Genomic DNA, 21,884 nt, shown 5'->3' with positions numbered 1-21,884 from the left:
CAGGCCGACCGTAGCGGCTGCCGACGATGGGGCAACCGCAAAGAACGACAGTCTGATGAAGGTTTTATTGCATCACGATGAATGCGCTTTCCGGCTGGAATTCGGGGATTTCGCTGGCCGGCCGGGCGTTTAGCGGAATTTCTGCATCAGCCTTTGCAGTAGCGGTGGCCGGTCGGCGTGCTTTAGAGTCGCTCCCATGAGCATCGATGCGACTGCCTTCAAGAAGGGCATGCGCCATCTCGCGGCGAGCGTCACCCTGATCACCACCAGGCACCGGGAGCTGCGCGGAGGGCTGACGGCAACGGCGGTTTGTTCGGTTTCCGCCGAACCGCCGCAGATTCTGATCTGCGTCAACAAGACGGCGAGCGCCCACGATCCGATCGGCGAGGCGGGCTTCTTTTGCGTCAATATCCTGGCCCCCGACCATCGCAAGCTGGCGGAGCGTTTTGCCGGCATGGACGGCGTCGAAGGCGACGAGCGCTTCTGCGACATGGGCGATTGGTTCACCCTCTCGACCGGCGCGCCGGTGCTGAAGGGGTGCCCCGTCTCGTTCGACTGCAAGCTGGTGACCAAGGTCGCGGCTGGCACCCACACGATCTATATCGGCGAAATCGTCGATCTCGCCCTCGATCCCGAGGCGAAGCCGTTGCTCTATGCCGACGGCGCTTTTGTGCACGTCGACGCCCTGAAACACGCCAACGCGGCCTGAACGACGGGTTGTGGACGGGTCGCGCCCGGGGTTGCGCTGCGGCGCGAACCCTCTATGTTCCGCCCCGCCCAAACGGACGCCTGCTGGGGCGTAGCCAAGCGGTAAGGCAGAGGATTTTGATTCCTCCATTCCCAGGTTCGAATCCTGGCGCCCCAGCCAATCGCCTTCCTAGATTGAACATTGCCAATGTAGCGGCAACGGAGCCGCGACGTCCCGGGGCCTAGCGTCTCCCTTACGAGCCTGTCGCTCGAAGAGGAGAACAGTCATGAAGGTCTTCAAGGGTATTACCGCAGCACTGCTCGGAACCACCCTGCTGGCGGGCGCCGTCTATGCGCAGCAGACGCCATCGGCGCCTACGCAGGCCGCCGCACCGACGGCCGCCCAGCAGAAGGAAGCCGCCCGCGACTTTGCCAAGCTGTCGGCCGATGGCGCCATTGCCTTCCGCGCGCTTCACCTCGCCCGCGTCGCGATCTTCGATGCCGATCCTGCCGCCGCGAAGAAGCTGGTTGCCGATGCGCGCGCTGCGCTGGCCAAGGCCAAGACCGATTCGACTGCCTTCCAGAAGGCCGAGGCGGACCTCAAGATGCCGCAAGGCATGAAGGGTGCGCCGGTTGCCGGCTCCGCGTCCACGCAGCCCGTCGCCTGGTTGCCGATCGACGGCCAGCTGACCCTGGACGAGGACTTCGTGGCGACGTCGGCCAAGGCCGCAGCCGTTGCCGAGGCAAACAAGTCGCTTGAAAAAGGCCAACGCGCCGAGGCGATCGAGAAACTTCGCGTTGCCGACGTGAAGGTGATGTTCGCGATGGCGCTGGCGCCGCTCGACAAGACCATGGCCGACGTCGACCAGTCGGCGAAACTTCTCGACGAGGGCAAGTACTACGAAGCCAATGCCGCCCTGAAAAAGGTCGAGGAAGGTGTCCGCTACGACGCGATTCTCGCTACCGCTCAGCCGGCGAAGGCCGAAGCGCCGAAGCAGAAGTAACAACGCCAACCTCCTCCCCTGTGCCGACGCCGCACGGGGGAGGAGAGCCGTTGGTCAAGTCCGTTTCATCGCGCGTTCGCGTGCTCGCCAGATTTGGGTGAGCCGCGTTGCGCGGTCCTGCGCCGTTGTGAAGAGATCGGGCAGCCCGTCCTTGCTGTCGGCCAGCAGTCGCTCCTCGATGACTGCGTGTGTTTCGATGCGGCCATCGGCCAGGAGGTGTTCGATCGGTGCGCCGCGCTCAGCGAGGCGCCGCGATACCAGCACCGTACGATGGCAGTCGAGCGGCTCCTTCTCGGCGCACATCAGGCAGAGCGCGCTGTCCGCAGCGCCCGAGACCAACCGGTCCAGCGCCTCGCTGAATTCCGGCTTTGCCGCGAGCGTCTCGTAGCTTCCACCGGCCTGGGGTTTTCCGCCGAGGGCAGCGCCTTCATAACGATAGAGAATGTCGGCCGTAGCGAGGCGGGCCGCCAGTCTTTCGCGGCCGAACTGCGGGAAGCGCCGCGAATAGGGCGTCGAACGCACATCGACCAGCACCTCGACGCCAGCCGCGGTCAGGAGATCGACGAAGCGTTCGATCGGATGATTGGAGTGGCCGATGGTCTTGATCGGTTTCATGCGAGCTGCCGGACCAGATCGATGAAGCCCAGTGTCGCGGCCGAATGCTCGTCGCGACGGCAGGCCAGATTGAGCGGCACCTTGAGTGCAGGCCGCCCGGTGAGCGGGCGATAGGTTACACCCTCCAGGGGGAGGCGGCTCAAGGAGGCCGGGACGATGGTAATCCCCAACCCCGCGGCGACGAGGTTGAGGGTGGAGACGATGCGCGGCGCCTCCTGGCTGACGTGGGGGCTGAAGCCCGCCTCGCTGCAGGCGGCGATGATCACGTCGTAGAGGCCGCGGCCGTCGGGGCGGCGGTAGAGGATGAAATCCTCGGCTGCGAGATCCTTCAGGGTGAGTTTCGGCCGACGCGTCAGGCGATGGCGGGCCGGCAGCGCTGCCGACATCTCCTCCTGCAGCAACGCATGCACGGTGAGTCCCTGCGGGTCGGCAAGGCCGGCGCGGATGAAGGCAATATCCAATCGCTCCTCGCGCAGGCCAGCCAACAGTTCGCCCGAACTGCTCTCCTCCAGCACGAACGAGACGTCAGGTCGTGTGCTGCGGAATTCGCGGATCGCGCGCGCGACCAGCGGATGGAAGGGCGCCGACGTGGTGAAGCCGACGGCGATACGGCCGGTTTCGCCGCGCGCCGTGCGACGTGCCCGCACGGTGGCTTGGTCGACAGCTGCGAGGATCGCTTCGGCATCGACCAGAAAGGAGCGGCCGGCATCGGTCAGGCTCACGCCGCGCGGATGGCGGATGAAGAGCGTCGCGTCGATCTCTCGCTCAAGGGCGCGGATCTGCTGGGAGAGGGGCGGCTGCTGGATGTGGAGTTTCTCCGCCGCGCGCGTGACGTGACCCTCACGGGCAACGGCGACGAAGTAGCGGAGGTGGCGCAGTTCCATAGATATCCATCGGATATGGATATGCCACTTATCATATATTTGAGGACTGGATAAGCCCGACATAGCGTGTGGCCATCGACAGGCGAGGGCGAGATGACGATCGCGATGGCAGCAAGCCTCGGGCTCCTGATGGTCTTCACAGCATTCCTGTCCGGCATCTTCGGGATGGCGGGCGGCATGGTGCTGATCGGCGTGCTGCTGTTCCTGCTGCCGCTGCCCATGGCGATGGTGCTGCACGCGGTGACGCAGATGGCGTCCAACGGATGGCGCGCCATCCTGTGGTGGCGGCACATCCAGTGGCGGATCACGGTCTTCTATGTACTGGGCTGTTTCATCGCTGTCGGCGCCTGGTCGCTGACGCTTTACGTTCCCGAGAAGGCGGTGGCGCTCCTGATGCTGGGCTGCTCGCCTTTTGTGCTGCGCATCGTGCCCGAGCGGTTGTTGCCTGCGACCCTCGGACCGTTGCAGGCGATGGGCGGTGGCATCGCGTGCATGGCGTTGATGCTGCTGACCGGCGTTACCGGTCCTTTGATCGACCAGCTCTTCCTGCGGTCGCAAATGAACCGGCGGCAGATCGTGGCGACCAAGGCTTCCTGCCAGGTGTTCGGCCATGGCTCGAAGCTTCTCTACTTCGGTGCGTTGATCGAGCAGGCGGGCTCGGTCGAGCCCTGGGTGTTGGTGATCGCGGTGGCCGCCTCGATGATCGGCACGTCGCTCGGCAAGCAGATTCTCGAGCGGCTGTCAGACGGCCAGTTCCGCATGTGGGCTGGCCGTCTGATCACCGTGCTGGGACTCTACTATGTCGGCTACGGTTTGGTGCTGTTGACGGGAGTAGCCTAGACGGATCTTCCCTGGCGCTTACTTGGGAAGAGACGCGCCCGCCTGCTTGATGGCGGATGCCAGGGCCTGACACACTTTCTCGACGCTTGTATTCTGCGCCTTGGCGGCAGCTGCTAGGTCCTGGGTCGTGCCCATCGACGAGACGGTGCCCTTCTTGCCGAGAGCCTCGGCCTCATCACCTTCCTTCGCGTCCGCGGGCTTGGGAATCAAGCCGAGCATTTTCTGCTGCGTCGTGACGGTCTCTGCGTCTGCGAAGCCTTTCTCCTGGCAATACTTCACGACACCGAGCTGGTTGCGGGCGCCGTTGTACGCCACCTTCATTTGATCCGCCGTCTGTGCCAGAGCGGGGCTCGTCACTGCCAGCATCACGCACGCAGAAACCAGCAGTCCTTTGGCATCGATCTTCATTGCATACTCCGATCTTTACTCAGGGAACCCACCCCCTCTCGCGAGCGCGACAAGACACAGGATCGTCGTGGCCTAATTGTGGGCGTCGAGACATTTCTGTGTAGGATGACCTGTGATCAAATCTGTTTCGAAAATTCCGCCGGGCTTTCGCGAAATCACCGAGGCGTCCGGCTTTGCTGCCGCCAATGGACCGTGGTTCGAGAAAGTCGAAGGCCGTCGCGTTTGGCGCGGCTTCCTGCCCGGTCCGCAACACGCCAACGCTCTGGGCATCGTCCATGGCGGCATGCTGGCGGCCTTTCTCGATTCGGCCCTGGGTTCGGTCGTGTGGCGCGCTATCGACCGGCGTTGTGTGACCTTGCGGCTGACCCTCGACTATCTGTCGCCCGCTCGCGTCGGCGACTGGCTCGAGGCGACCGGCGAACTCGTGGGCCAGGACGAGCATATGGTGCATGTCCGGGGTCGCCTCTATGGTCCGCGCCACGATGTGTTGGGCGGGCTGGGCGACTTCGCGTTGCTCAGCGTTCGCCGCCAGATTCCCGCTAGGAGTTAGAGTGATCGACGACAATCCACCCGAAGGTTTCATCCGCATCGATTTCGACCGCGGCCGGCCCGATCCGACCTTCAACACCCATATCGGCAACCTCTACGCCAAGCGCGGCGAGAAGGGCACGCGCGACGAGTTCGTCATGGGCTTTCGCGTGCAGTCTCACATGTGCAATCCAGCGGGTGGCCTGCATGGTGGCATGATGATGAGTGTCGCCGACCTTGTCGGCACGATGGGCGGCGGCACCCTGGTGGGGCTGCGCAAGTTCCTGCCGACGGTGAACATGACCTTCGATTTCGTGGCGCCCGCCAGGGTCGGCGACTGGGTCGAAGGCCGGGCCGAAGTGGTGCGCCAGACCCGCTCGCTGCTCTTCACTAACATCTATCTGACGGTGGGTGAGGAGAAGATCCTGCGCGCCTCCTCGATTGCCAAGATCCCGTCGGGTGACGGCTTCACCTTCAACAAGGCCCGCCTGGCGCGCGAGGAGGCGGCCCCGTCCTAGGCCGCTTCCTATCTGCTATGCTTGCTGCATGAGTAACGTGTTTCCCAAAGCCGTGCTGTTCGATCTGCTGACGGCGTTGATCGATTCCTGGACGCTGTGGAATTCGGTGGCGGGTTCGGAGGCGTCGGGGCGGCGCTGGCGGGCCGAGTATCTGCGCCTGACTTATGGCTGCGGGGCCTATGTGCCGTACGAGACGCTGGTGCGCGATGCGGCGCGCAACACCGGGCTCGCGAAGAGTGCGGCCGATGCCCTCGAAGCGCGCTGGCTCGACCTGCCGGTATGGAGTGGTGCGCAACAGGCCCTCGACGCGCTGACGGGACGGACCAAGCTTGCGGTGGTGACCAACTGCTCGATCCGGCTGGGTGCGCTCGCTGCGGGACGCCTGAAGACGCCGTGGGATTGCGTGATTACGGCTGAGGAAGCCGGCGCCTACAAACCCGATCCGCGGCCCTATCGCTTGACGCTCGAACGGCTCGGCGTCGCTCCACAGGAAGCAGCTTTCATTGCCGGATCGGGGTACGATCTCTTCGGTACGTCGGCCGTGGGTCTCAGGACCTACTGGCATAACCGCGTTGGTCTTGCGCGCCCCGACGGCGCACCGGCCGCTGCCCTCGAAAGGCCCACGCTCGACGATCTCATCCCCTGGCTCGAAGGACGCCTCTCGTGAAGCTGATGGACATCGAAACGCCGGCCGCGCTGATCGACGAGGCGCGCATGGCGGCGAACATCGACCGCATGCAAAAGCACCTCTCGGGGCTCGGGGTGCGGCTGCGCCCGCATGTGAAGACGTCGAAGTGCATCGAGGTTGCGCGTCGCCAGCAGGAGGCAGGTGCCAAAGGCATCACGGTTTCCACGCTGAAGGAGGCGGAACAATTCTTTGCCGCGGGCTTTGCCGACATCCTCTATGCCGTCTGCATGGCGCCGGAGAAGCTTGATCGGGCCCTGGCCCTGATCCGCCGCGGGTGCGGGCTCACCATCCTGGTCGATTCAGTGACGGCCGCGCAGGCCGTCGTCGCCAAGGGCAGGGAAGCGGCCCACGCTTTCGAGGTGATGATCGAAATCGATTCCGACGGCCATCGTTCGGGCGTGCAGCCTGAGGCGGCGGAGCTGATCGAGATCGGCAGGGTCCTGCGGGAGGGCGGCCAGCATTTGAAGGGCGTGCTGACCCATGCCGGCAGCTCCTACGATTTCGATACGGAAGAGGCGTTGCAGAAGCTTGCCGAGCAGGAGCGGGCACTCTGCGTGCGGGCGGCCGAACGGTTGCGCGCGGCCGGCATGGCCTGTCCCGAGGTCAGTGTCGGATCGACTCCGACGGCGCTCGCGGCCCGGAACCTCGCGGGCGTCACCGAGGTGCGTGCTGGCGTATATGTCTTCTTCGATCTCGTGATGTCGAATGTAGGCGTCTGCACGCCGCAGCAAGTGGCATTGTCGGTGTTGGCCACCGTGATCGGGCATCAGCCGGAGAAGGGGTGGGTGATCGTCGACGCCGGCTGGATGGCCATGAGCCGGGATCGCGGCACGCAGCGCCAGAAGATCGACTATGGCTATGGGGCCGTCTGCGATGCGTCAGGCGGCGTGATCGACGGCCTGTTCGTGTCGGGGGCCAACCAGGAACACGGCATCATCTCGCGCCGCGATGGGGCAGCCGATCCCGGCGTGGTCCAGCGCTTCCCGATCGGCACCAAGCTGCGCCTGTTGCCCAACCATGCCTGCGCTACCGGCGCGCAGTATCCCTTCTATCTCGCGGTATCGCCCGACGGTGACGCCGCGCCGTGGCAGCGCTTCCAGGGCTGGTAGCTAGACCGTCGCACCGAAATGGCTGCCGAGCGCGCGGCGGCCGGAGTCGGTAAGCCGAACGGTGCGGCTGCGGCGCAGACGCTCGGCCCAGCCGCGCTTGAAGAAGGTGTCGGCGATTGCCGCGCCCAGGGCGCCGGAGATGTGCGGCCGCCGCTCGCTCCAGTCGAGGCACTGCCGCGCGAAGTGGCGCGAGCTCGCCTGTCGCGCGCCTGGTAGATCGACGCCCAGCCGCTCGCAGAACAGCTCGCCCGGCTGTGTGAGCTTCCAGTCGCGCGGCCCTTTGGGTTCGAGATAGCCGTGCTGGGTCAGCGAATCGGTGACGGCGATGCCGACCTGGCCCGCGAGGTGATCGTAGCAAGTACGGCAGAAGCGCAGGTCGGGATCGCGCCGCCAGGCGGCAGTCCTGGAGGCAGGCGTGGCGCGCGTGCCGGCCAGTGCCATCAGCGATTCGATGGCATGGGCCACGTCGGAGGAGGCCAGGCGATAGAAGCGGTTGCGGCCCTGCGCGCGGGCCGCCAGCAGATTGCCCTCGACCATGCGCGAGAGATGCCCGCTCGCGGTCTGCGCGGTGATGCCGGCAGTGATCGCGAGATCGGACGCGGTATGGGCACGGCCGTCCATGAGAAGGGAGAGCATGGCGGCACGCGCCGGGTCGCCCATCAGGGCGGCGACTTCGGAGAGAGCGTTCACGGTGATCATGGCTGGACTCTATGCCCACGTCGGGCAGGCCGCCACGGTCAATGGTTCGGCGGCAGCCGAAGCATCAATGTGAGGGTCGTATGTCCTCGGCTATCGCCACTTCGGGTTGGCGATGGCGATCTTGTCGGCCGTGGTGGCTTCGAGGTGTGCCATCAGGGCCGCATCACGCTCGTCGCGTTCACCGGCACGCAACTGACGCGCCAGCTCGTGGTTGAGCTCCGGCAGCGTGCCCTCACGCCCGAGGAGGCTGACCAGCCGCTGGCGCTCGCGCGCGTCGGCGTCAGGGCCCAGCCGCGCTTCGCGTTCCAGGATCGCGAGGGAATTTACGGCGACTCGCGTTTGAAAGCCGAGCCGCGGGTCGACGCGGTCCAGCGTGGGCGTCGCCTCCTCGCGCAGGAAGTCGGCGATGGCAGCCAGCAGTTCGCTCGCGGTCGGACGATCCTGCGCCATGTCAGCCTCCGGTCTTCAGCAGTTGCAGCAGGTCGACTTCGGTCTCGACGGCGCGCCGGCCGATCGAGGCGAGCTCCATGGACTTTTGCGCACCCGAGAGGTGCTTCCACGCCTGCGTGTGGCAAATGATGCCCCAACGCACCGTGCCGAAGACCTCCCACCAATGCGCCCGCGCCGGATCGACCTTGATGCCGCCCGCGCGTTCGTAGGCCGCCCACAATGCCTCGCGACTGCCGAAGCCGCCGGCCGGCTTGTCGACGGCGCCGAAGCGCCAGCTCTTCACGCAGAGCCACCCGAGATCCTCGATCGGATCGCCGAGATGCGCACCTTCCCAGTCGAGGATCGCCGTCACGCCCGTTTCATCAGCGAGATAGTTGCCGGTGCGATAGTCGCCATGCACCAGCACCGGCCGCACCGTTGTCGGCGGCTTGCGGCGGTCGAGCCAGGTAAGGGCGAGTTCAAACACCGGCTGCGAGGTGCCGAGTGTATCGAGCAGGCCGCGCAGGCTTGCGATGTGATGACCGGCTTCGCGCCGGTCGAGCGGCGGCAGACTCGCGGGATCGACGGCGTGGATGCGCGCCAGGATCTCGCCGAGTTGACCGGCCATCTTTTCGCGGGCCGCCGCATAGGGCGGATCGCGCAGCAACTTGCGGGCGATCGCGATGCCGCCGACGCGGCGCATCACGAAAGCTTCTCCGAGCCCATCTTGAGGTTCCAGTTCGAACAGCACTTCGGGCGCGCGGACGCCTGCCTGCCAGGCGGCGCGAATGACGCGGAACTCGGTGCCTCGGTCGAGAGCAGCGGAGCGTTCGCTTCCGGCTTTGCTCTGGCTGGCTGCCGAGGTCGGCGGGTCGCGGCGCAGGATCAGCTCGTGGCGAGTGCCGTCGACGAGGGCATCGAAGCTCCAGGTCTGGCGTGACGCGCCGCCGGATTGGCGGGTCAGGCCGTCGATGGTCGCGGGGCGGCCGAAGTGGCGCCCTGCTGCAGTTGCCAGACCTGAAGTTACTGCTTCGGTTTCAGAGGGTATGTGAACGGTCATTTACCCGGACTGTGGCACAGGCCCCGCCGCATGGTAAGAGGGCGCGCCCAAACGGCACCCAAGCGGGGAGATTAGCCAGTGTCGAATGCCTTCGCCGCCATGAACGGCCTGTTTCTGGAAGACCTCAAGCCCGGCATGTCGGCCATGTTCGGTAAGACCGTGACCGAGGCCGATATCGCGGCGTTCGCCGGCGTCTCGGGGGACACCAACCCGATCCATTTGCACGATGGCTTTGCGCGCACGACCCGGTTCGGCCAGCGCATCGCCCACGGCATGCTGAGCGGTGCCTTCATCTCGACCGTGATCGGCACCAAGCTGCCCGGCCCCGGTGCGGTTTATATTTCCCAGACCATGAACTTCATGGCGCCGGTGATCATCGGCGACACGATCACCGCCGTCGCCACCATCACCGCCATCGACGAAAAGCGCCGCCGCGTGACGCTCAAGACCCAGTGCCTGAACGGCGACAAGGTCGTGATCGACGGCGAAGCCACCGTGCTGGTGCCGCGGCGCGATGCAGCCTGAGCCGGCCGGCATGATCCCGACGTTTGACGACTGGCGGTCCGTCCCGGCCGACTGGAAGGGCGGAGTAGTGGCGCTGGGCAATTTCGACGGTGTCCATCGCGGCCACCAGGCGCTGCTGGCGCGTGCCGCCGAACAGGCTGCCGCACTCAAGGCGCCGATGGTGGCGCTCACCTTCGAGCCGCATCCGCGCCGCTTCTTCGTGCCCGATACTGGCCCGTTCCGACTTACGTTACCGGCGGCCAAGACAAGACTGCTGGGCGAGTACGGCGTGCAGGCGGTGCTGGCACAGCACTTCGACGCCGCATTCGCTTCCCTCACCGCCGATGCGTTCATCGCGGACGTGCTGCTGAAGGGGCTGGGCGCGCGCCATCTCGTCTGCGGTTACGATTTCACCTTCGGTGCGCGCCGCAGCGGCAATGTCGAACAGCTGCATGCCGAGGGCCAGGCCAAAGGCTTCGGCGTCACCGTGCTCGATCCGGTGATGCGTGAAGGCGAGATCTATTCCTCGACCCGCATTCGCGAGGCGCTGCGCGCCGGCTGGGTAAGCGAGGCGGTCGATCTCCTCGGCCATAGCTGGGAGATCGAAGGCGTTGTGGAGATGGGCGACCAGCGCGGCCGCACCATCGGCTTTCCCACCGCCAACGTGGCGCTGGGCGAGTATCTGCGTCCACGCTTCGGCGTTTACGCGGTGCGTGCGCTGGTCGATGGCACGTGGCGCAATGCCGTGGCCAATCTCGGCAAGCGTCCGACCTTCGGCAAGCTGCAGGAGAATTTCGAGGTCCACCTGTTCGACTTCGCCGGCGACCTCTACGGCAAGGTCCTGCGCGTCGAACTGATCGACTTCATCCGGCCCGAGATGAAGTTCGCCGGCCTCGATCAGCTCAAGGCCCAGATCGCCGCCGACGGCGCGGCGGCGCGAGCGCTCCTCGCCGATCGGCCCGCGACAAGCCCTCAATGAAGAGGTCGGAGACAGAGGACGCCAAGTTGCATGGCCGATTCCGGCTCCTTGACCCTCCGGACCCCCATCCCTAGATTGCCGGCCCTATGTTTATCGGGGCCCTTCAGGAGCGAATTATCCGCCCGGTCCGCTGACCGCGGCCGGGTCGTCCTGCCTGTCTGCGGCGGTCCCAGGGCCTGCCGCTTTTGCTCCTCCCAGTGCCGAGTTTCTCGTGACAACTGACTATAAATCCAGCGTTTTCCTGCCCAAGACGGACTTCCCCATGCGCGGCGGCCTTCCCAAGAAGGAGCCGGAGCTGCTGAAGCGCTGGGCCGACATGAAGCTTTGGGATCGCCTGCGCGCCGAGAGCAAGGGCCGGCCCAAGTTCGTGCTGCACGATGGCCCTCCCTACGCCAACGGCAATCTTCATATCGGGCACGCGCTGAACAAGATCCTGAAGGACCTGGTGAGCCGCACCCAGCAGATGCTGGGCAAGGACAGCCACTATGTGCCGGGTTGGGACTGCCACGGTCTGCCGATCGAATGGAAGATCGAGGAGCAGTACCGCGCCAAGAAGCGCGACAAGGACCAAGTGCCGGTCGTCGAGTTCCGCAAGGAATGCCGTGCCTTCGCCGATCACTGGATCACGGTGCAGCGCGAGGAGTTCAAGCGCCTCGGCGTCGACGGTGACTGGGACAACTACTACTCGACGATGAAGTACGAGTCCGAAGCCGTCATCGTGGGCGAGCTCGGCAAGTTCCTGATGAACGGCGGGCTCTACAAGGGCTCCAAGGCCGTATTGTGGAGCGTCGTTGAGAAGACGGCGCTGGCCGAGGCCGAGATCGAATATCACGATCATGTCTCCGACACGGTCCATGTTCGCTTCCCGGTGCTGAAGTCGGCGGGCGGCAAGCTCGATGGTGCGTCGGTGGTGATCTGGACCACGACCCCCTGGACCATACCGGGCAACCGCGCGCTCGCCTACGGGCCTGAGATCGCCTACGCGTTGGTCGAAGTGGCTGCCGTCGGTGAGGGCAGCAAGGCCCGCGTCGGCGAGAAGATGGTGCTGGCCAAGGAGCTGGTCGACGCCGTTGCGGAAACCGCGAACTTTACGCCCAAGCATCTCGCCGATGTCACCGCCGCCGACCTTGAAAGCGTGGTCGCCGCGCATCCGCTGCGTGGCAAGGGATATGAATTCGACGTGCTCCTGCTGTCCGGCGCCTTCGTCACGGCCGATGCCGGCACGGGTTTCGTGCACATCGCACCGGGCCATGGCGCGGACGACTATGAGCTGGGCGTGGCCAATGGTGTCGAGGTGCCGGATACCGTGGCCGAGGACGGGGCCTACTATCCGCATGTGCCGCTGTTCGCCGGCAAGCGCGTCTATACGCCCGAAGGCAAGAAGGGCGATGCCAACCGCACCGTGATCGCCGCCCTCGACGAGGCCGGCAAGCTGCTGGCGTCGGGCCGCATCACGCACAGCTACCCGCATTCTTGGCGGTCCAAGGCGCCGGTCATCTTCCGCAACGCGCCGCAGTGGTTCATCGCCATGGACAAGCCGATCCCCGAGATCGGCGGCACCTTGCGCGAGAAGGCGCTGGCGGCGATCGATGCGACGCGCTTCGTGCCGCGTGCCGGCTACAACCGTCTTCGCAGCATGATCGAGACGCGGCCTGACTGGAACGTCTCGCGCCAGCGCGCCTGGGGCGTGCCGATCGCGGTGTTCGTGAACAAGCAGACCGGCGAGCCGCTGCGCGACGCCGAAGTGATGGGCCGCGTCGTCGAGGCCTTCAAGCTGGAAGGCGCCGACGTGTGGTTCGACAGCCCGCCTGAACGCTTCCTCGGCAACAAGTACAACGCCGACGATTTCGAGCAGGTGACGGACATCCTCGACGTCTGGTTTGATTCGGGTTCGACACATGTCTTCACGCTCGAAGGCAATCCCGACCTCAAGTGGCCGGCCGATCTCTATCTCGAAGGCTCCGACCAGCATCGCGGCTGGTTCCATTCCTCGCTGCTCGAAAGCTGCGGCACTCGCGGCCGCGCACCTTATGATGGCGTGCTGACGCACGGCTTCACGCTCGATGAGCAGGGCCGCAAGATGTCCAAGTCGCTGGGCAACATCACGGCGCCGCAATCGGTATGCGACCAGTACGGCGCCGACATCCTGCGCCTCTGGGTGGTCGGCACCGACTACACCGAGGACCAGCGCATCGGTCCGGAGATCCTGAAGCACCAGGCCGAGGCCTATCGCCGCCTGCGCAACACGCTGCGGTATCTGCTGGGCAGCCTCGACGGCTACTCTGCTGCCGAAACGGTGACCCATGCCGACATGCCCGAACTCGAACGCTGGGTGCTGCATCGGCTGGCCGAGCTCGACACGATCTTCAGGCAGGCGGTCGACGATTTCGACTTCCACAGGATCGCGACCGAGCTGCACAATTTCTGCGCCGTCGACCTCTCGGCCTTCTATTTCGACATCCGCAAGGATGCGATCTACTGCGACGCGGCTTCGTCGTTGCGCCGGCGCGCGGCGCGGACGGTGATGGCCGAGCTCTTTTCCTTCCTCACTGCCTGGCTGGCGCCCATCACCTGCTTTACGGCGGAAGAGGCCTGGCTTGCGCGGCCGCAGGATGTGCCGGACGGCAAGGCCGACAGCGTGCATCTGCGCGTCTATCCGACGATTCCTGCGGCGTGGCTCGACGCCGACCTCGGGGAGAAGTGGAAGACCGTGCGGGCGCTGCGCCGCGTCGTCACCGGGGCGCTGGAACTGGAGCGTGCGGAGAAGCGCATCGGGTCAAGCCTTCAGGCGGCGCCGCACGTCCACGTCGCGCCGGAGTACCTCGAGGCGTTGAAGGGCCTCGACCTCTCGGAGATCTGCATCACGTCGGGCGGCGATCTGGTGCCGGGCGACGTGCCTGACGGCGCATTCACTCTGGCTGATGTCGCGGGTGTCGGCGTCGTGCCGGCGCTGGCCGACGGTACCAAGTGTGCACGCTGCTGGCAGGTATTGGAGGAGGTCGGTAAGTCGGCCGCCCACCCGCTGATCTGCCACCGTTGCGAGGACGCGGTCTCTGCATGAGTGACGCGATATGAGGCCGATCGATCGTCAGGCGATGGCCCTGCTCCTCATCACTCTGGTGGCGGACCAGGTCTCCAAGCAGCTCCTGCTCGGGTACTTGCTGAAGGCAGGCGCTATCGTGTCGGTAATCGATGGCTTTTTCCGCCTGGTGATCGTGTGGAATCGGGGCGTCAGCTTCGGTCTGCTCGGTGGCGACCAGGCTCTGCCGCCGTGGGTCCTCTCGGCGGTCGCGATAGCCGTCTGCATCGGCCTCTTCTTCTGGCTGCGACGAACCGACCGGCCCCTGACAGGATGGGGCATCGGCCTTGTCATGGGAGGGGCCATCGGCAATGTTATCGACCGCGCGCGGTGGGGAGCGGTGTTCGATTTCGCTGATTTCCACATAGGCCAATGGCACTGGCCGGCGTTCAATGTCGCTGATTCGGCGATCGTCGTCGGCGTCGGCTTGATGCTGATCGATTCGCTGCTGGCCGAGAAGAAATCTGCTCCATGATGGGGCGCCCTGATACAGCCATGATCGACCGACAGAAACAGGCTTCGAAGGACCAACGATGACACGGATACGCCCGATCCCGGTGGCTTTGCTCGCCTGCACCGCTCTTACGCTTGGCGGCTGCGGTGCCTTCGAGAATCTCGGTGGCAGCAAGAAAGTGTCGCCCGACGAATTCAAGATCGTGTCTCACTCGCCGCTCACCATGCCGCCCAATGCCGAGCTGCGTCCGCCGCGGCCGGGCGAGGCGAGGCCGCAGGAGATGACTCCGGCCGACCAGGCCAAGGAAGCGCTGTCGCCGGCCCTGGCGGGCCGTACCCAGGAGCGCATCAACGCCGGCCCCAATGCACCGCGCGCCAACAGCAATTCCGAGCAGGCACTGGTCGCTCGCGCTGGCCAGGGTGGTATCGACCCCGAGATTCGTGGCCGCGTGAACCAGGACACCAAGACCCTGGCCGACAGCGACAAGACGTTCATCGACAGCCTGATCTTCTGGCAGGATTCACCGCCGCAGGGCGTGCTCATCGATCCGTCCAAGGAACAGCAGCGCATCCGCGACGCGCAGGCGGCCGGTCAGCCCGCGACCGGGCCGACCCCGACCATCACCCGTCGCAAGCGCGGCCTGCTCGAAGGCATCTTCTGAGTTCGCTCCTGCCTTTTCCCGGCCGCCGTGCTCTGCTCGGCGGCCTTTTCGCGGGTGCCGTCGTCTCGCCGCCGGCCACGGCGCTTGCCAAGCTCTTTGCCGTCGAGCGGCGCAACGCCGAGACCTTCACCCTGCCCAACGGCCTGCAGGCCATCGTGCTGCCCTCGCGGCGCGCACCCATCGTCACCCAGGTGGTGGTCTACAAGGTCGGCAGTGCCGACGAGACCTTCGGCAAGACCGGCGTCGCACACTTTCTCGAACACATGATGTTCAAGGGCACCGACAAGGTGCCGGGTGGAGAGTTCTCGCGCATCATTTCGCGCAACGGCGGCCGCGACAACGCCTACACGACTTTCGATTCGACGGGCTACCATCAGACGATCGCGGCCGAACGGCTCGAGCTGATCATGCGCATGGAAGCCGATCGCATGACCGGCATCCGCATCAGCGATCGCGAGATCGTGCCGGAGCGCCAGGTGATCCTCGAGGAGCGCCGCATGCGCGTCGACAACGTGCCGTCGGCGTTGCTCGACGAGGCGGTGCGCGCGCAGCTCTATGGCCGCCACAAGCCCTATGCCATGCCGGTCATCGGTTATCCCGACGACATCAAGAAGCTCAGCGTCAACGATCTCTCGACCTTCTATCGCCGCTACTATGCACCCAACAATGCGGTGCTGATCGTTGCCGGCGATACGACGACCGAGGCGGTGCGCAAGCTCGCGGAGAGGTATTACGGTCCGATCGCGAGCCGCAAGACGGAGCCGCGGCGGCGGCCGTCGAAAGGCGCGCCGGACCTGCCGCAGAAGGTGATTCGCGCCGATGCGCGGGTGGCCGAGCCGCGCTGGTCGCGCCTGTGGTTGGCGCCGTCCTATCGCATGGGTGAAACCAAGCACGCCTATGCGCTACAGGTGCTGGCGCGCCTGTTCGGCGGCAGCGAGACCAGCCGACTGTGGCGGGCGCTGGTCGTCGACGGCAAGGTCGGCCTTTCGGCCTGGGCGTCCTACAGCCCGGCAAGCCTCGGCCTCACCTCGTTCGACATCGGTGTGCATCCCGCGCCGACGCGCAGCATGGCCGATGTCGAGAAGGCGGTGATTGCCGAGATGAAGCGCCTGCTCGATGGCGGGGTTAAGCCGGAAGAGGTGGAGCGGGCGCAGAACCAGCTCCTGGCCGGTGCCATCTATTCGCAAGACTCGCTGGCGAGCGGCCCGCGCATCTACGGCACCATGTTGAGCACCGGCGGCACGGTGGCCGATGTCGATGCCTGGCCGCAGCGGATTTCGGCCGTCACGCCGGCCGAAGTGCAGGCGGCAGCGGAATATGTCTGGCGCGACGACGGCGCAGTGACGGCGATGCTGACGCCGGCCGAAGGCAGCCGATGAAACGCTTCTTCGCCGCCCTCCTGGCCGGCCTCGCCCTGCTGTCGTTGCCGGCAGCGGCCGGCGCCATCGAGATCAAGCAGATCACCACGCCGCTCGGCATCAAGGCCTGGCTGGTCGAGGACAAGAGCACGCCGGTCATCGCGCTCTCATTCTCCTTCGTGGGTGGCACTGCGTCCGATCCGGCGGGTCTTTCCGGCGCCACCGACCTGATGGCCAATCTCCTTACCGACGGGGCCGGGGCGATGAAGGCCCAAGCCTTCCGTCAGCGCCAGGAGGACGCGGCCGCGTCGATCGGTTTCAGCGCCTCGCTCGACCGGGTGAGCGGATCGCTGCGCGTACTGTCGGCCAACCGCGACGAAGGTTTCGAGCTGTTGCGCCTGGCGATGATCGAGCCGCGCTTCGATCCCGAGATGGTCGACCAGCGCCGCGCCCAGACCATCGCCGCGCTCAACCAGGCGGCGCAGCGTCCGGCGTCGGTGGCGGGGCGCACCTTGATGGCGACCTTGTTTGCCGGCCATCCCTACGCCGCTGATCCCCAGGGCGCGCGCGAGGATCTCGCGAAGCTGACACCGGATCTTCTGAAGAAGCGCGCCGCCGCCATACTCCTGCGCAACGGTCTGACCGTAGCGGCCGTGGGCGATATCAGCGAGGCAGAGCTCGCCCGCCAGATCGACAGCGCTTTCGGCAAGCTGCCGGTCGGCACGTCGCCGGCATTGCCACCGCAATGGGTGCCTCCGACCAAGCCGAGAACGGTGGTCGTCGAGCGCCCGGTGCCGCAGAGTACCGCCCTGATGGCGTTGCCCGGCATACCGCGCGACGATCCCGACTGGTACGCCGCGCTGGTGATGAACCATGTGCTGGGCGGGGGCGGCCAGCAGTCGCGCCTGTTCAACGAGGTGCGCGAGAAGCGCGGCCTCGCCTACAGCGTTTCGAGCGGCCTCCGGACCTACAAGAGCGCCGCACTGCTGGTCATCTCCACAGGCAGCGCCAACGAGCGCGTTGCCGAGGCGATCCGCGTGATCAAGGCCGAGATGGTGCGCCTCAGGAACGATGGCATCACCGAGCAGGAACTCACCGATGCCAAGACCTATCTCACTGGTGCGCTGGCCCTGTCGCTCGATTCGTCGGGCTCGATTGCGAGCCTGCTGCATTCGATGCAGGTTGATGGGCTTTCGCCGGATCACCTCACCAGGCGTGGCGCGCTGATCGCCGCCGTGAAGCTCGAGGACGTCCGCAAGATGGCGCGCCGACTGCTGCGCGACGAGGCGCTGACGACTGTGGTGGTCGGCAAGCCGGTCGGCGTCACGCCCGAACCTTAGGGATCAAGCGCCTAGATGGTAAGCGCACTGATGATGCTGGAAACCATGTTTGCCGCGGAACTGCTGGGCATCGATGCCTTTGCGGCCAAAAAGGGCAAGGTCCTGACCCGGCAGTATCTCTCGGCGCGCGTATCATCCACAGGGCGCCGGTCGTAAACTCATGGCGCCATGAGCGCTCCCGCCCGTCATCTGCGTCGTCTGCCGTCGACGCTCGTCAACCGCATCGCCGCCGGCGAAGTGGTCGAGCGTCCGGCGAGCGCGGTCAAAGAACTGGTCGAGAATGCGATCGACGCCGGTGCCCGTCGAATTGCCGTCACCCTGAAGGAGGGTGGCCGTACGTTCATCGCGGTGGTCGACGACGGTGTCGGCATGTCGGCCGGAGAGCTGACGCTCGCCGTCGAGCGTCACTGCACGTCGAAGCTGCCCGGCGACGATCTCACCGACATCCGCACACTCGGGTTTCGTGGCGAGGCGCTGCCGTCGATTGCCTCGGTTAGCCGTTTCACCATCACCTCGCGGCCGGCCGGTGCCGACACCGCCTGGAGCCTCGAAATCGAAGGCGGCGCCAAGGGCGAGCCCAGGCCCGCGGCACATCCCGCGGGCACGCGCGTGGAAGTGCGCGACCTATTCTTTGCGACGCCGGCGCGGCTCAAGTTCCTGAAAGAACCGCGCACCGAGTCGAGCCACGTTGCCGATGCGTTGCGCCGCCTCGCCATGGCGCACCCGGCGGTCTCCTTCCGGCTGGAGAGCGAGGAGCGCACGCTGATCGATCTGCCGGCCGCCAATCCGTCGCTGCTCGGGAAGGCCGATGCGGCGCGGCTGGAGCGGCTCAGCGCCATCATGGGCCGCGAGTTCGGCGAGAACACCGTGGCGATCGACGCCACGCGCGAAGGCTTCCGGCTGACGGGCTTCGCCGGCCTGCCGACGCTCAACCGGCCGACCGGCCAGCACCAGTATCTCTTCGTCAACGGCCGTCCAGTGCGCGACAAGCTCCTGGCCGGGGCAGTGCGCGGTGCTTACCAGGATTTCCTGGCGCGCGATCGCCATCCCATGGTGGCACTGTTCCTCGAAGCGCCGACCGAGCTGGTCGACGTCAATGTGCATCCCGCCAAGACCGAGGTGCGCTTCCGCGACGCCGGCATCGTGCGCGGCCTGATCGTGGGTGCATTGCGTACGGCGCTATCGGCCGCTGGCCATCGCGCCAGCACGACCGTGGCCGATGCGGCCCTAGGTGCCTTCCGTCCGCACTCGGGCTTCTCGATGCCGCTGCCGATGGGCAATCGCGGGAGTGGCGGCTTCACGACAGTGCCACGAGGGCTGGCCGAAGCCGCCGTGCAGTTCATGGCGCCGATGGCGATGCCGTCCGCACGCGTCGAGAACGAGGCCATGCCAGCGGCCAATGGCAACGGCGAAGCGCCGCACTATCCGCTGGGTGTGGCGCGGGCACAGCTTCACGAGACCTATATCGTGGCCCAGACCGACCAGGGCGTGGTCATCGTCGACCAGCACGCCGCGCATGAGCGGCTGGTGCACGAACGATTGAAGAACCAACTCGAAGCCGAGGGCGTGAAGCGTCAGGCGCTTCTGCTGCCCGAAGTCGTCGAGGTGGGCGACGACGGCGCGCGACGTCTGGCCGCCCGGCAAGCCGAACTTGCCGAGATGGGGCTGGTGCTGGAGCCGTTCGGGGTGGGCGCCGTCGTGGTGCGCGAGACGCCGGCGGTGCTGGGCGAGGTCGATATCCAGGGGCTGGTGCGGGATCTCGCCGACGAACTGGCCGAGATGGGCGATCACCTTGCGCTCAAGGAGAAAGTCGAGCAGGTGTGCGGGACGCTCGCTTGTCATACCTCGGTGCGTGCCGGCCGCCGGCTCACCGTCGAGGAGATGAATGCGCTTCTGCGCCAGATGGAGGCGACACCGCATTCCGGTCAATGCAATCACGGCCGCCCGACCTATGTCGAACTCAAGCTGGCCGACATCGAGCGGCTGTTCGGAAGACGATGAAGAAGTTTTTTGTGCCGGCGCTCGCCGTCGTGGTTGCTGCCGGTTTTGCGTCGATGGCCTTCGCGCAGACGCGCGCGCCTGCGCCCTCGGCGTCGCCGCCGCAGCCGGGCACGGTGACGCCGGCGCCGGCCTCGCCACTCGATGGCCTGTGGCGCGGCACCAGCGATGGCGGTTCCTGCAACGCGCCGCTCGACTATCAGCTCACGATCGAGTCCGGCATCGTCGATGGCTCGGCCTACGACACGACGGCGCAGGGACCGGTGCCCAATACGAAGAAATCCGCACCGCCGCCGCCCGGTCCCGGTCTGTGGCAGGTCCACGGCCTCGCGAGGGCCACCGGCCCTTTCAAGTTGATCAGCGTCGCGTCGGTGAAAGGCACCGATCAGCGCCGTGCCCAGCTCTCCGCGCGCAGTGAGGGCGATGCCCTGATTGTCAGCGAAACCAGCGGCTGCCGCCGTACCGCCAGACTGGTGAGGGGCTGAACCTAACCTCCCCATTAAGAATGGGGAGGTACCCCCGAAGAGGCAGAGGGGTCAGCGGCCTGGGGCGAGGAGGCCCAGTCGTTCTCGGTTGAGCCAGCGGGCGATCAACAGGATGGCGACGACGACCAGGCCGGTCGCGAGGCCGATCCAGATGCCAATGCCATTGAGTTTGAAGACGAAGGCCAGCACCACACCGGCCGCCAGGCCGATCGCCCAGTAGCCGACGCCGGCATAGATCATCGGCACGCGCGTATCGTGCAGGCCGCGCAGCATGCCGGCGGCCACGGCCTGGCCACCGTCGGCGATCTGGAACAGGGCGGCGAGAAAGAGGAACGACACGGCGAGCTCGATCACCGGCGCGTTGGCTGGTGTGCCGAGATCGAGGAACAGGCCGACCAGGGTGCGCGGCAACAGCACCATAGTGAGCGCGGTCAGCACCATGAAGCCGGTGCCCATCACGAACGCCGTCCAGCCGGCACGCCGGATGCCTTCGGGATCGTTGGCGCCATAGGCGCGGCCCACGCGCACGGTGGCGGCCTGGCTGAGGCCGAGCGGCACCATAAAGCAGAGCGAAGCGATCTGCAGCGCGATCGAGTGGGCCGCGATCGAGGCGGCGCCGATCAGGCCCATCAGAAAGGTCGAGGCGTTGAACACCGTGACCTCGAAGACCAGCGTCGCACCGATCGGCAGGCCGAGCTGCCACAGCTCGCGAAAGCGTGGCCAGTCGGCGCGCCAGAACCGGCCGAGCAGGTGATAGCGGCGGAACTTGCGGTCGGTGTAGACCACGATCGCGAGCGCCAGGAACATCAGCACCGTCGAGAAGGTCGTGGCGATGCCTGCGCCGACCAGGCCCAGGGCCGGCAGGCCGAGATGGCCGAAGATCAGTGCCCAGGCGGCGACGGCGTTGATCACGACGGCGGCGACGCCGGTCGCCATTGCCCACATCGGACGCTCCAGCGCCGACACGAAAGACCGCAGCACCAGAAAGAAGAAGAACGGCAGGATCGACCACTGCAGTGCGCGCATGTATTCGCCGGCGGCGGCAGCAAGGCGCGGTTCCTGGCCCATCAACAACAGGACATCCTCGCAGTGCCAGAGCACGATCCAGATCGGCACGGCGATCACCACGGCCGCCCACATGGCCTGGCGCACGGTGCGGCGCACATCGCGCACCGAGTGGCTCTTGCGGCCGAGTTCGCGCGCGATCATCGGCGCAGACGCCGTCGTGATGCCGAGCCCGAAGATCATGGTGGCGAAGTAGAGGTTCGAGCCCAGCGCACCGGCGGCCAGCGCGTCGGCGCCCAGCCAGCCCAGCAGCACGACGTCGGTTGCTGTCATCGCGGTCTGCGCGAGATTCGTGAGAATGAGCGGCCAGGCGAGCGCGAGAGTCGCGCGTGCCTCCGCTCCCCACGCACCGCGCGCGGAGCCCATCGTCGAAGCCAGATTGGACATGCGGAGTTTTTTAACGATCTTCGCGGTACTTGGCGAAGCAACTCTGCTCGGCATGGGCCGCAACGCTGCGGGCAGTGCCTGCAATGCCACACTCGTAGCCGTTAA

Annotated in this window: 24 protein-coding genes and 1 tRNA gene; 18 read left to right on the top strand and 7 right to left on the bottom strand. The window is 66.2% G+C overall.

The window, feature by feature from the left end:
• The first annotated feature begins 196 nt into the window (after positions 1–196).
• From EPO50_RS13445 to EPO50_RS13435, 3 genes are all read left to right on the top strand, one after another.
• A complete protein-coding gene (locus EPO50_RS13445) occupies positions 197–709 on the top strand; it encodes a flavin reductase family protein (protein WP_296344795.1) in 513 nt (170 codons plus the stop codon).
• Positions 710–793: 84 nt separating this feature from the next.
• Positions 794–868: transfer RNA gene (locus tag EPO50_RS13440), tRNA-Gln, on the top strand.
• A gap of 106 nt (positions 869–974) precedes the next feature.
• Positions 975–1,691: a YfdX family protein gene (locus tag EPO50_RS13435; RefSeq protein WP_296344794.1), complete on the top strand. Its 717-nt coding sequence runs from the start codon at positions 975–977 to the stop codon at positions 1,689–1,691.
• Positions 1,692–1,745: 54 nt separating this feature from the next.
• Here EPO50_RS13435 and EPO50_RS13430 read toward each other — a convergent pair whose 3' ends face one another.
• Together EPO50_RS13430 and EPO50_RS13425 are read right to left on the bottom strand one after the other, a co-directional pair.
• Positions 1,746–2,306, bottom strand: coding sequence for a DUF488 family protein (locus EPO50_RS13430; protein WP_296344792.1), 561 nt, complete (start codon positions 2,304–2,306; stop codon positions 1,746–1,748).
• Positions 2,303–3,190 carry a LysR family transcriptional regulator gene (locus EPO50_RS13425; RefSeq protein WP_296344790.1) on the bottom strand — a complete coding sequence of 296 codons (888 nt, stop codon included), beginning with the start codon at positions 3,188–3,190 and terminating at the stop codon, positions 2,303–2,305. Before EPO50_RS13425 ends, EPO50_RS13430 begins: the two co-directional genes overlap by 4 nt.
• A gap of 93 nt (positions 3,191–3,283) precedes the next feature.
• Between EPO50_RS13425 and EPO50_RS13420 the strand changes: the two genes are divergently transcribed.
• The gene (locus EPO50_RS13420) at positions 3,284–4,030 is read left to right on the top strand and encodes a sulfite exporter TauE/SafE family protein (RefSeq protein ID WP_296344788.1); all 747 of its coding nucleotides are present in this window, start codon (positions 3,284–3,286) and stop codon (positions 4,028–4,030) included.
• An 18-nt stretch (positions 4,031–4,048) separates the two neighbouring features.
• Here EPO50_RS13420 and EPO50_RS13415 read toward each other — a convergent pair whose 3' ends face one another.
• Positions 4,049–4,438 (bottom strand): pore-forming ESAT-6 family protein, encoded by a 390-nt coding sequence (locus EPO50_RS13415; RefSeq protein ID WP_296344786.1) that lies wholly within the window; start codon positions 4,436–4,438, stop codon positions 4,049–4,051.
• A gap of 112 nt (positions 4,439–4,550) precedes the next feature.
• On the opposite strand from EPO50_RS13415, the gene EPO50_RS13410 reads away from it, so the two are divergent.
• From EPO50_RS13410 to EPO50_RS13395, 4 genes are read left to right on the top strand one after another with little or no spacing between them, the layout of a single operon-like run.
• Positions 4,551–4,988, top strand: coding sequence for a PaaI family thioesterase (locus EPO50_RS13410; RefSeq protein ID WP_296344784.1), 438 nt, complete (start codon positions 4,551–4,553; stop codon positions 4,986–4,988).
• A gap of 1 nt (position 4,989) precedes the next feature.
• Positions 4,990–5,484 carry a PaaI family thioesterase gene (locus EPO50_RS13405; RefSeq protein WP_296344782.1) on the top strand — a complete coding sequence of 165 codons (495 nt, stop codon included), beginning with the start codon at positions 4,990–4,992 and terminating at the stop codon, positions 5,482–5,484.
• A 28-nt stretch (positions 5,485–5,512) separates the two neighbouring features.
• Complete coding sequence (locus EPO50_RS13400) at positions 5,513–6,151, top strand: HAD-IA family hydrolase (protein WP_296344781.1); 639 nt, start codon at positions 5,513–5,515, stop codon at positions 6,149–6,151.
• A gap of 5 nt (positions 6,152–6,156) precedes the next feature.
• Positions 6,157–7,281, top strand: coding sequence for a DSD1 family PLP-dependent enzyme (locus EPO50_RS13395; RefSeq protein WP_296344780.1), 1,125 nt, complete (start codon positions 6,157–6,159; stop codon positions 7,279–7,281).
• Here the strand turns inward: EPO50_RS13395 and EPO50_RS13390 are convergent, their stop codons facing one another.
• The 3 genes from EPO50_RS13390 to EPO50_RS13380 form a co-directional block, all read right to left on the bottom strand.
• Positions 7,282–7,980 carry a helix-turn-helix transcriptional regulator gene (locus EPO50_RS13390; protein WP_296344779.1) on the bottom strand — a complete coding sequence of 233 codons (699 nt, stop codon included), beginning with the start codon at positions 7,978–7,980 and terminating at the stop codon, positions 7,282–7,284.
• A 90-nt stretch (positions 7,981–8,070) separates the two neighbouring features.
• A complete protein-coding gene (locus tag EPO50_RS13385) occupies positions 8,071–8,430 on the bottom strand; it encodes a DUF6285 domain-containing protein (protein ID WP_296344777.1) in 360 nt (119 codons plus the stop codon).
• Between the two features lies 1 nt (position 8,431).
• Positions 8,432–9,469, bottom strand: a complete 1,038-nt coding sequence (locus tag EPO50_RS13380) for a phosphotransferase family protein (protein ID WP_296344775.1) — start codon at positions 9,467–9,469, stop codon at positions 8,432–8,434.
• 78 nt (positions 9,470–9,547) lie between these two features.
• Here EPO50_RS13380 and EPO50_RS13375 point away from each other — a divergent pair, with 78 nt between their 5' ends.
• The 10 genes from EPO50_RS13375 (at position 9,548) to EPO50_RS13330 (ending at position 20,327) form a co-directional block, all read left to right on the top strand.
• On the top strand, positions 9,548–9,994 hold the full coding sequence (locus EPO50_RS13375) for a MaoC family dehydratase (RefSeq protein ID WP_296344772.1): 447 nt from the start codon (positions 9,548–9,550) through the stop codon (positions 9,992–9,994).
• A 10-nt stretch (positions 9,995–10,004) separates the two neighbouring features.
• Positions 10,005–10,952: a bifunctional riboflavin kinase/FAD synthetase gene (locus tag EPO50_RS13370; protein ID WP_296344770.1), complete on the top strand. Its 948-nt coding sequence runs from the start codon at positions 10,005–10,007 to the stop codon at positions 10,950–10,952.
• A gap of 262 nt (positions 10,953–11,214) precedes the next feature.
• Positions 11,215–14,013: an isoleucine--tRNA ligase gene (ileS, locus tag EPO50_RS13365; RefSeq protein ID WP_296344843.1), complete on the top strand. Its 2,799-nt coding sequence runs from the start codon at positions 11,215–11,217 to the stop codon at positions 14,011–14,013.
• 34 nt (positions 14,014–14,047) lie between these two features.
• A complete protein-coding gene (gene lspA / locus EPO50_RS13360; RefSeq protein ID WP_296344768.1) occupies positions 14,048–14,506 on the top strand; it encodes a signal peptidase II in 459 nt (152 codons plus the stop codon).
• Positions 14,507–14,564: 58 nt separating this feature from the next.
• A complete protein-coding gene (locus EPO50_RS13355; protein ID WP_296344766.1) occupies positions 14,565–15,146 on the top strand; it encodes a DUF3035 domain-containing protein in 582 nt (193 codons plus the stop codon).
• A gap of 155 nt (positions 15,147–15,301) precedes the next feature.
• Positions 15,302–16,525 (top strand): pitrilysin family protein, encoded by a 1,224-nt coding sequence (locus EPO50_RS13350; RefSeq protein ID WP_296344764.1) that lies wholly within the window; start codon positions 15,302–15,304, stop codon positions 16,523–16,525.
• A complete protein-coding gene (locus tag EPO50_RS13345; protein ID WP_296344762.1) occupies positions 16,522–17,844 on the top strand; it encodes a pitrilysin family protein in 1,323 nt (440 codons plus the stop codon). Before EPO50_RS13350 ends, EPO50_RS13345 begins: the two co-directional genes overlap by 4 nt.
• Positions 17,845–17,859: 15 nt before the next feature.
• The gene (locus EPO50_RS13340) at positions 17,860–18,000 is read left to right on the top strand and encodes a hypothetical protein (RefSeq protein WP_296344760.1); all 141 of its coding nucleotides are present in this window, start codon (positions 17,860–17,862) and stop codon (positions 17,998–18,000) included.
• A 12-nt stretch (positions 18,001–18,012) separates the two neighbouring features.
• Complete coding sequence (gene mutL, locus EPO50_RS13335; protein ID WP_296344758.1) at positions 18,013–19,845, top strand: DNA mismatch repair endonuclease MutL; 1,833 nt, start codon at positions 18,013–18,015, stop codon at positions 19,843–19,845.
• On the top strand, positions 19,842–20,327 hold the full coding sequence (locus tag EPO50_RS13330) for a hypothetical protein (RefSeq protein ID WP_296344756.1): 486 nt from the start codon (positions 19,842–19,844) through the stop codon (positions 20,325–20,327). Before mutL ends, EPO50_RS13330 begins: the two co-directional genes overlap by 4 nt.
• A 51-nt stretch (positions 20,328–20,378) precedes the next feature.
• On the opposite strand, the gene EPO50_RS13325 is transcribed toward EPO50_RS13330, so the two are convergent.
• On the bottom strand, positions 20,379–21,779 hold the full coding sequence (locus tag EPO50_RS13325) for an MATE family efflux transporter (protein WP_296344755.1): 1,401 nt from the start codon (positions 21,777–21,779) through the stop codon (positions 20,379–20,381).
• Positions 21,780–21,884: the final 105 nt, after the last annotated feature.

Source organism: Reyranella sp. (genome assembly GCF_004297405.1).
GTDB lineage: Bacteria > Pseudomonadota > Alphaproteobacteria > Reyranellales > Reyranellaceae > Reyranella.
This window is presented reverse-complemented; position numbering and strand designations above follow the sequence as displayed.

What these genes read in the sequence shown, in the direction of transcription:
- EPO50_RS13445 (WP_296344795.1), top strand. Translation starts at nt 197, where the DNA reads ATGAGCATCGATGCGACTGCCTTCAAGAAGGGCATGCGCCATCTCGCG.
- EPO50_RS13435 (WP_296344794.1), top strand. Translation starts at nt 975, where the DNA reads ATGAAGGTCTTCAAGGGTATTACCGCAGCACTGCTCGGAACCACCCTG.
- EPO50_RS13430 (WP_296344792.1), bottom strand. Translation starts at nt 2,306, where the DNA reads ATGAAACCGATCAAGACCATCGGCCACTCCAATCATCCGATCGAACGC.
- EPO50_RS13425 (WP_296344790.1), bottom strand. Translation starts at nt 3,190, where the DNA reads ATGGAACTGCGCCACCTCCGCTACTTCGTCGCCGTTGCCCGTGAGGGT.
- EPO50_RS13420 (WP_296344788.1), top strand. Translation starts at nt 3,284, where the DNA reads ATGACGATCGCGATGGCAGCAAGCCTCGGGCTCCTGATGGTCTTCACA.
- EPO50_RS13415 (WP_296344786.1), bottom strand. Translation starts at nt 4,438, where the DNA reads ATGAAGATCGATGCCAAAGGACTGCTGGTTTCTGCGTGCGTGATGCTG.
- EPO50_RS13400 (WP_296344781.1), top strand. Translation starts at nt 5,513, where the DNA reads ATGAGTAACGTGTTTCCCAAAGCCGTGCTGTTCGATCTGCTGACGGCG.
- EPO50_RS13395 (WP_296344780.1), top strand. Translation starts at nt 6,157, where the DNA reads ATGGACATCGAAACGCCGGCCGCGCTGATCGACGAGGCGCGCATGGCG.
- EPO50_RS13390 (WP_296344779.1), bottom strand. Translation starts at nt 7,980, where the DNA reads ATGATCACCGTGAACGCTCTCTCCGAAGTCGCCGCCCTGATGGGCGAC.
- EPO50_RS13385 (WP_296344777.1), bottom strand. Translation starts at nt 8,430, where the DNA reads ATGGCGCAGGATCGTCCGACCGCGAGCGAACTGCTGGCTGCCATCGCC.
- EPO50_RS13380 (WP_296344775.1), bottom strand. Translation starts at nt 9,469, where the DNA reads ATGACCGTTCACATACCCTCTGAAACCGAAGCAGTAACTTCAGGTCTG.
- EPO50_RS13370 (WP_296344770.1), top strand. Translation starts at nt 10,005, where the DNA reads ATGATCCCGACGTTTGACGACTGGCGGTCCGTCCCGGCCGACTGGAAG.
- ileS (WP_296344843.1), top strand. Translation starts at nt 11,215, where the DNA reads ATGCGCGGCGGCCTTCCCAAGAAGGAGCCGGAGCTGCTGAAGCGCTGG.
- lspA (WP_296344768.1), top strand. Translation starts at nt 14,048, where the DNA reads ATGGCCCTGCTCCTCATCACTCTGGTGGCGGACCAGGTCTCCAAGCAG.
- EPO50_RS13355 (WP_296344766.1), top strand. Translation starts at nt 14,565, where the DNA reads ATGACACGGATACGCCCGATCCCGGTGGCTTTGCTCGCCTGCACCGCT.
- EPO50_RS13345 (WP_296344762.1), top strand. Translation starts at nt 16,522, where the DNA reads ATGAAACGCTTCTTCGCCGCCCTCCTGGCCGGCCTCGCCCTGCTGTCG.
- EPO50_RS13340 (WP_296344760.1), top strand. Translation starts at nt 17,860, where the DNA reads ATGGTAAGCGCACTGATGATGCTGGAAACCATGTTTGCCGCGGAACTG.
- mutL (WP_296344758.1), top strand. Translation starts at nt 18,013, where the DNA reads ATGAGCGCTCCCGCCCGTCATCTGCGTCGTCTGCCGTCGACGCTCGTC.
- EPO50_RS13330 (WP_296344756.1), top strand. Translation starts at nt 19,842, where the DNA reads ATGAAGAAGTTTTTTGTGCCGGCGCTCGCCGTCGTGGTTGCTGCCGGT.
- EPO50_RS13325 (WP_296344755.1), bottom strand. Translation starts at nt 21,779, where the DNA reads ATGTCCAATCTGGCTTCGACGATGGGCTCCGCGCGCGGTGCGTGGGGA.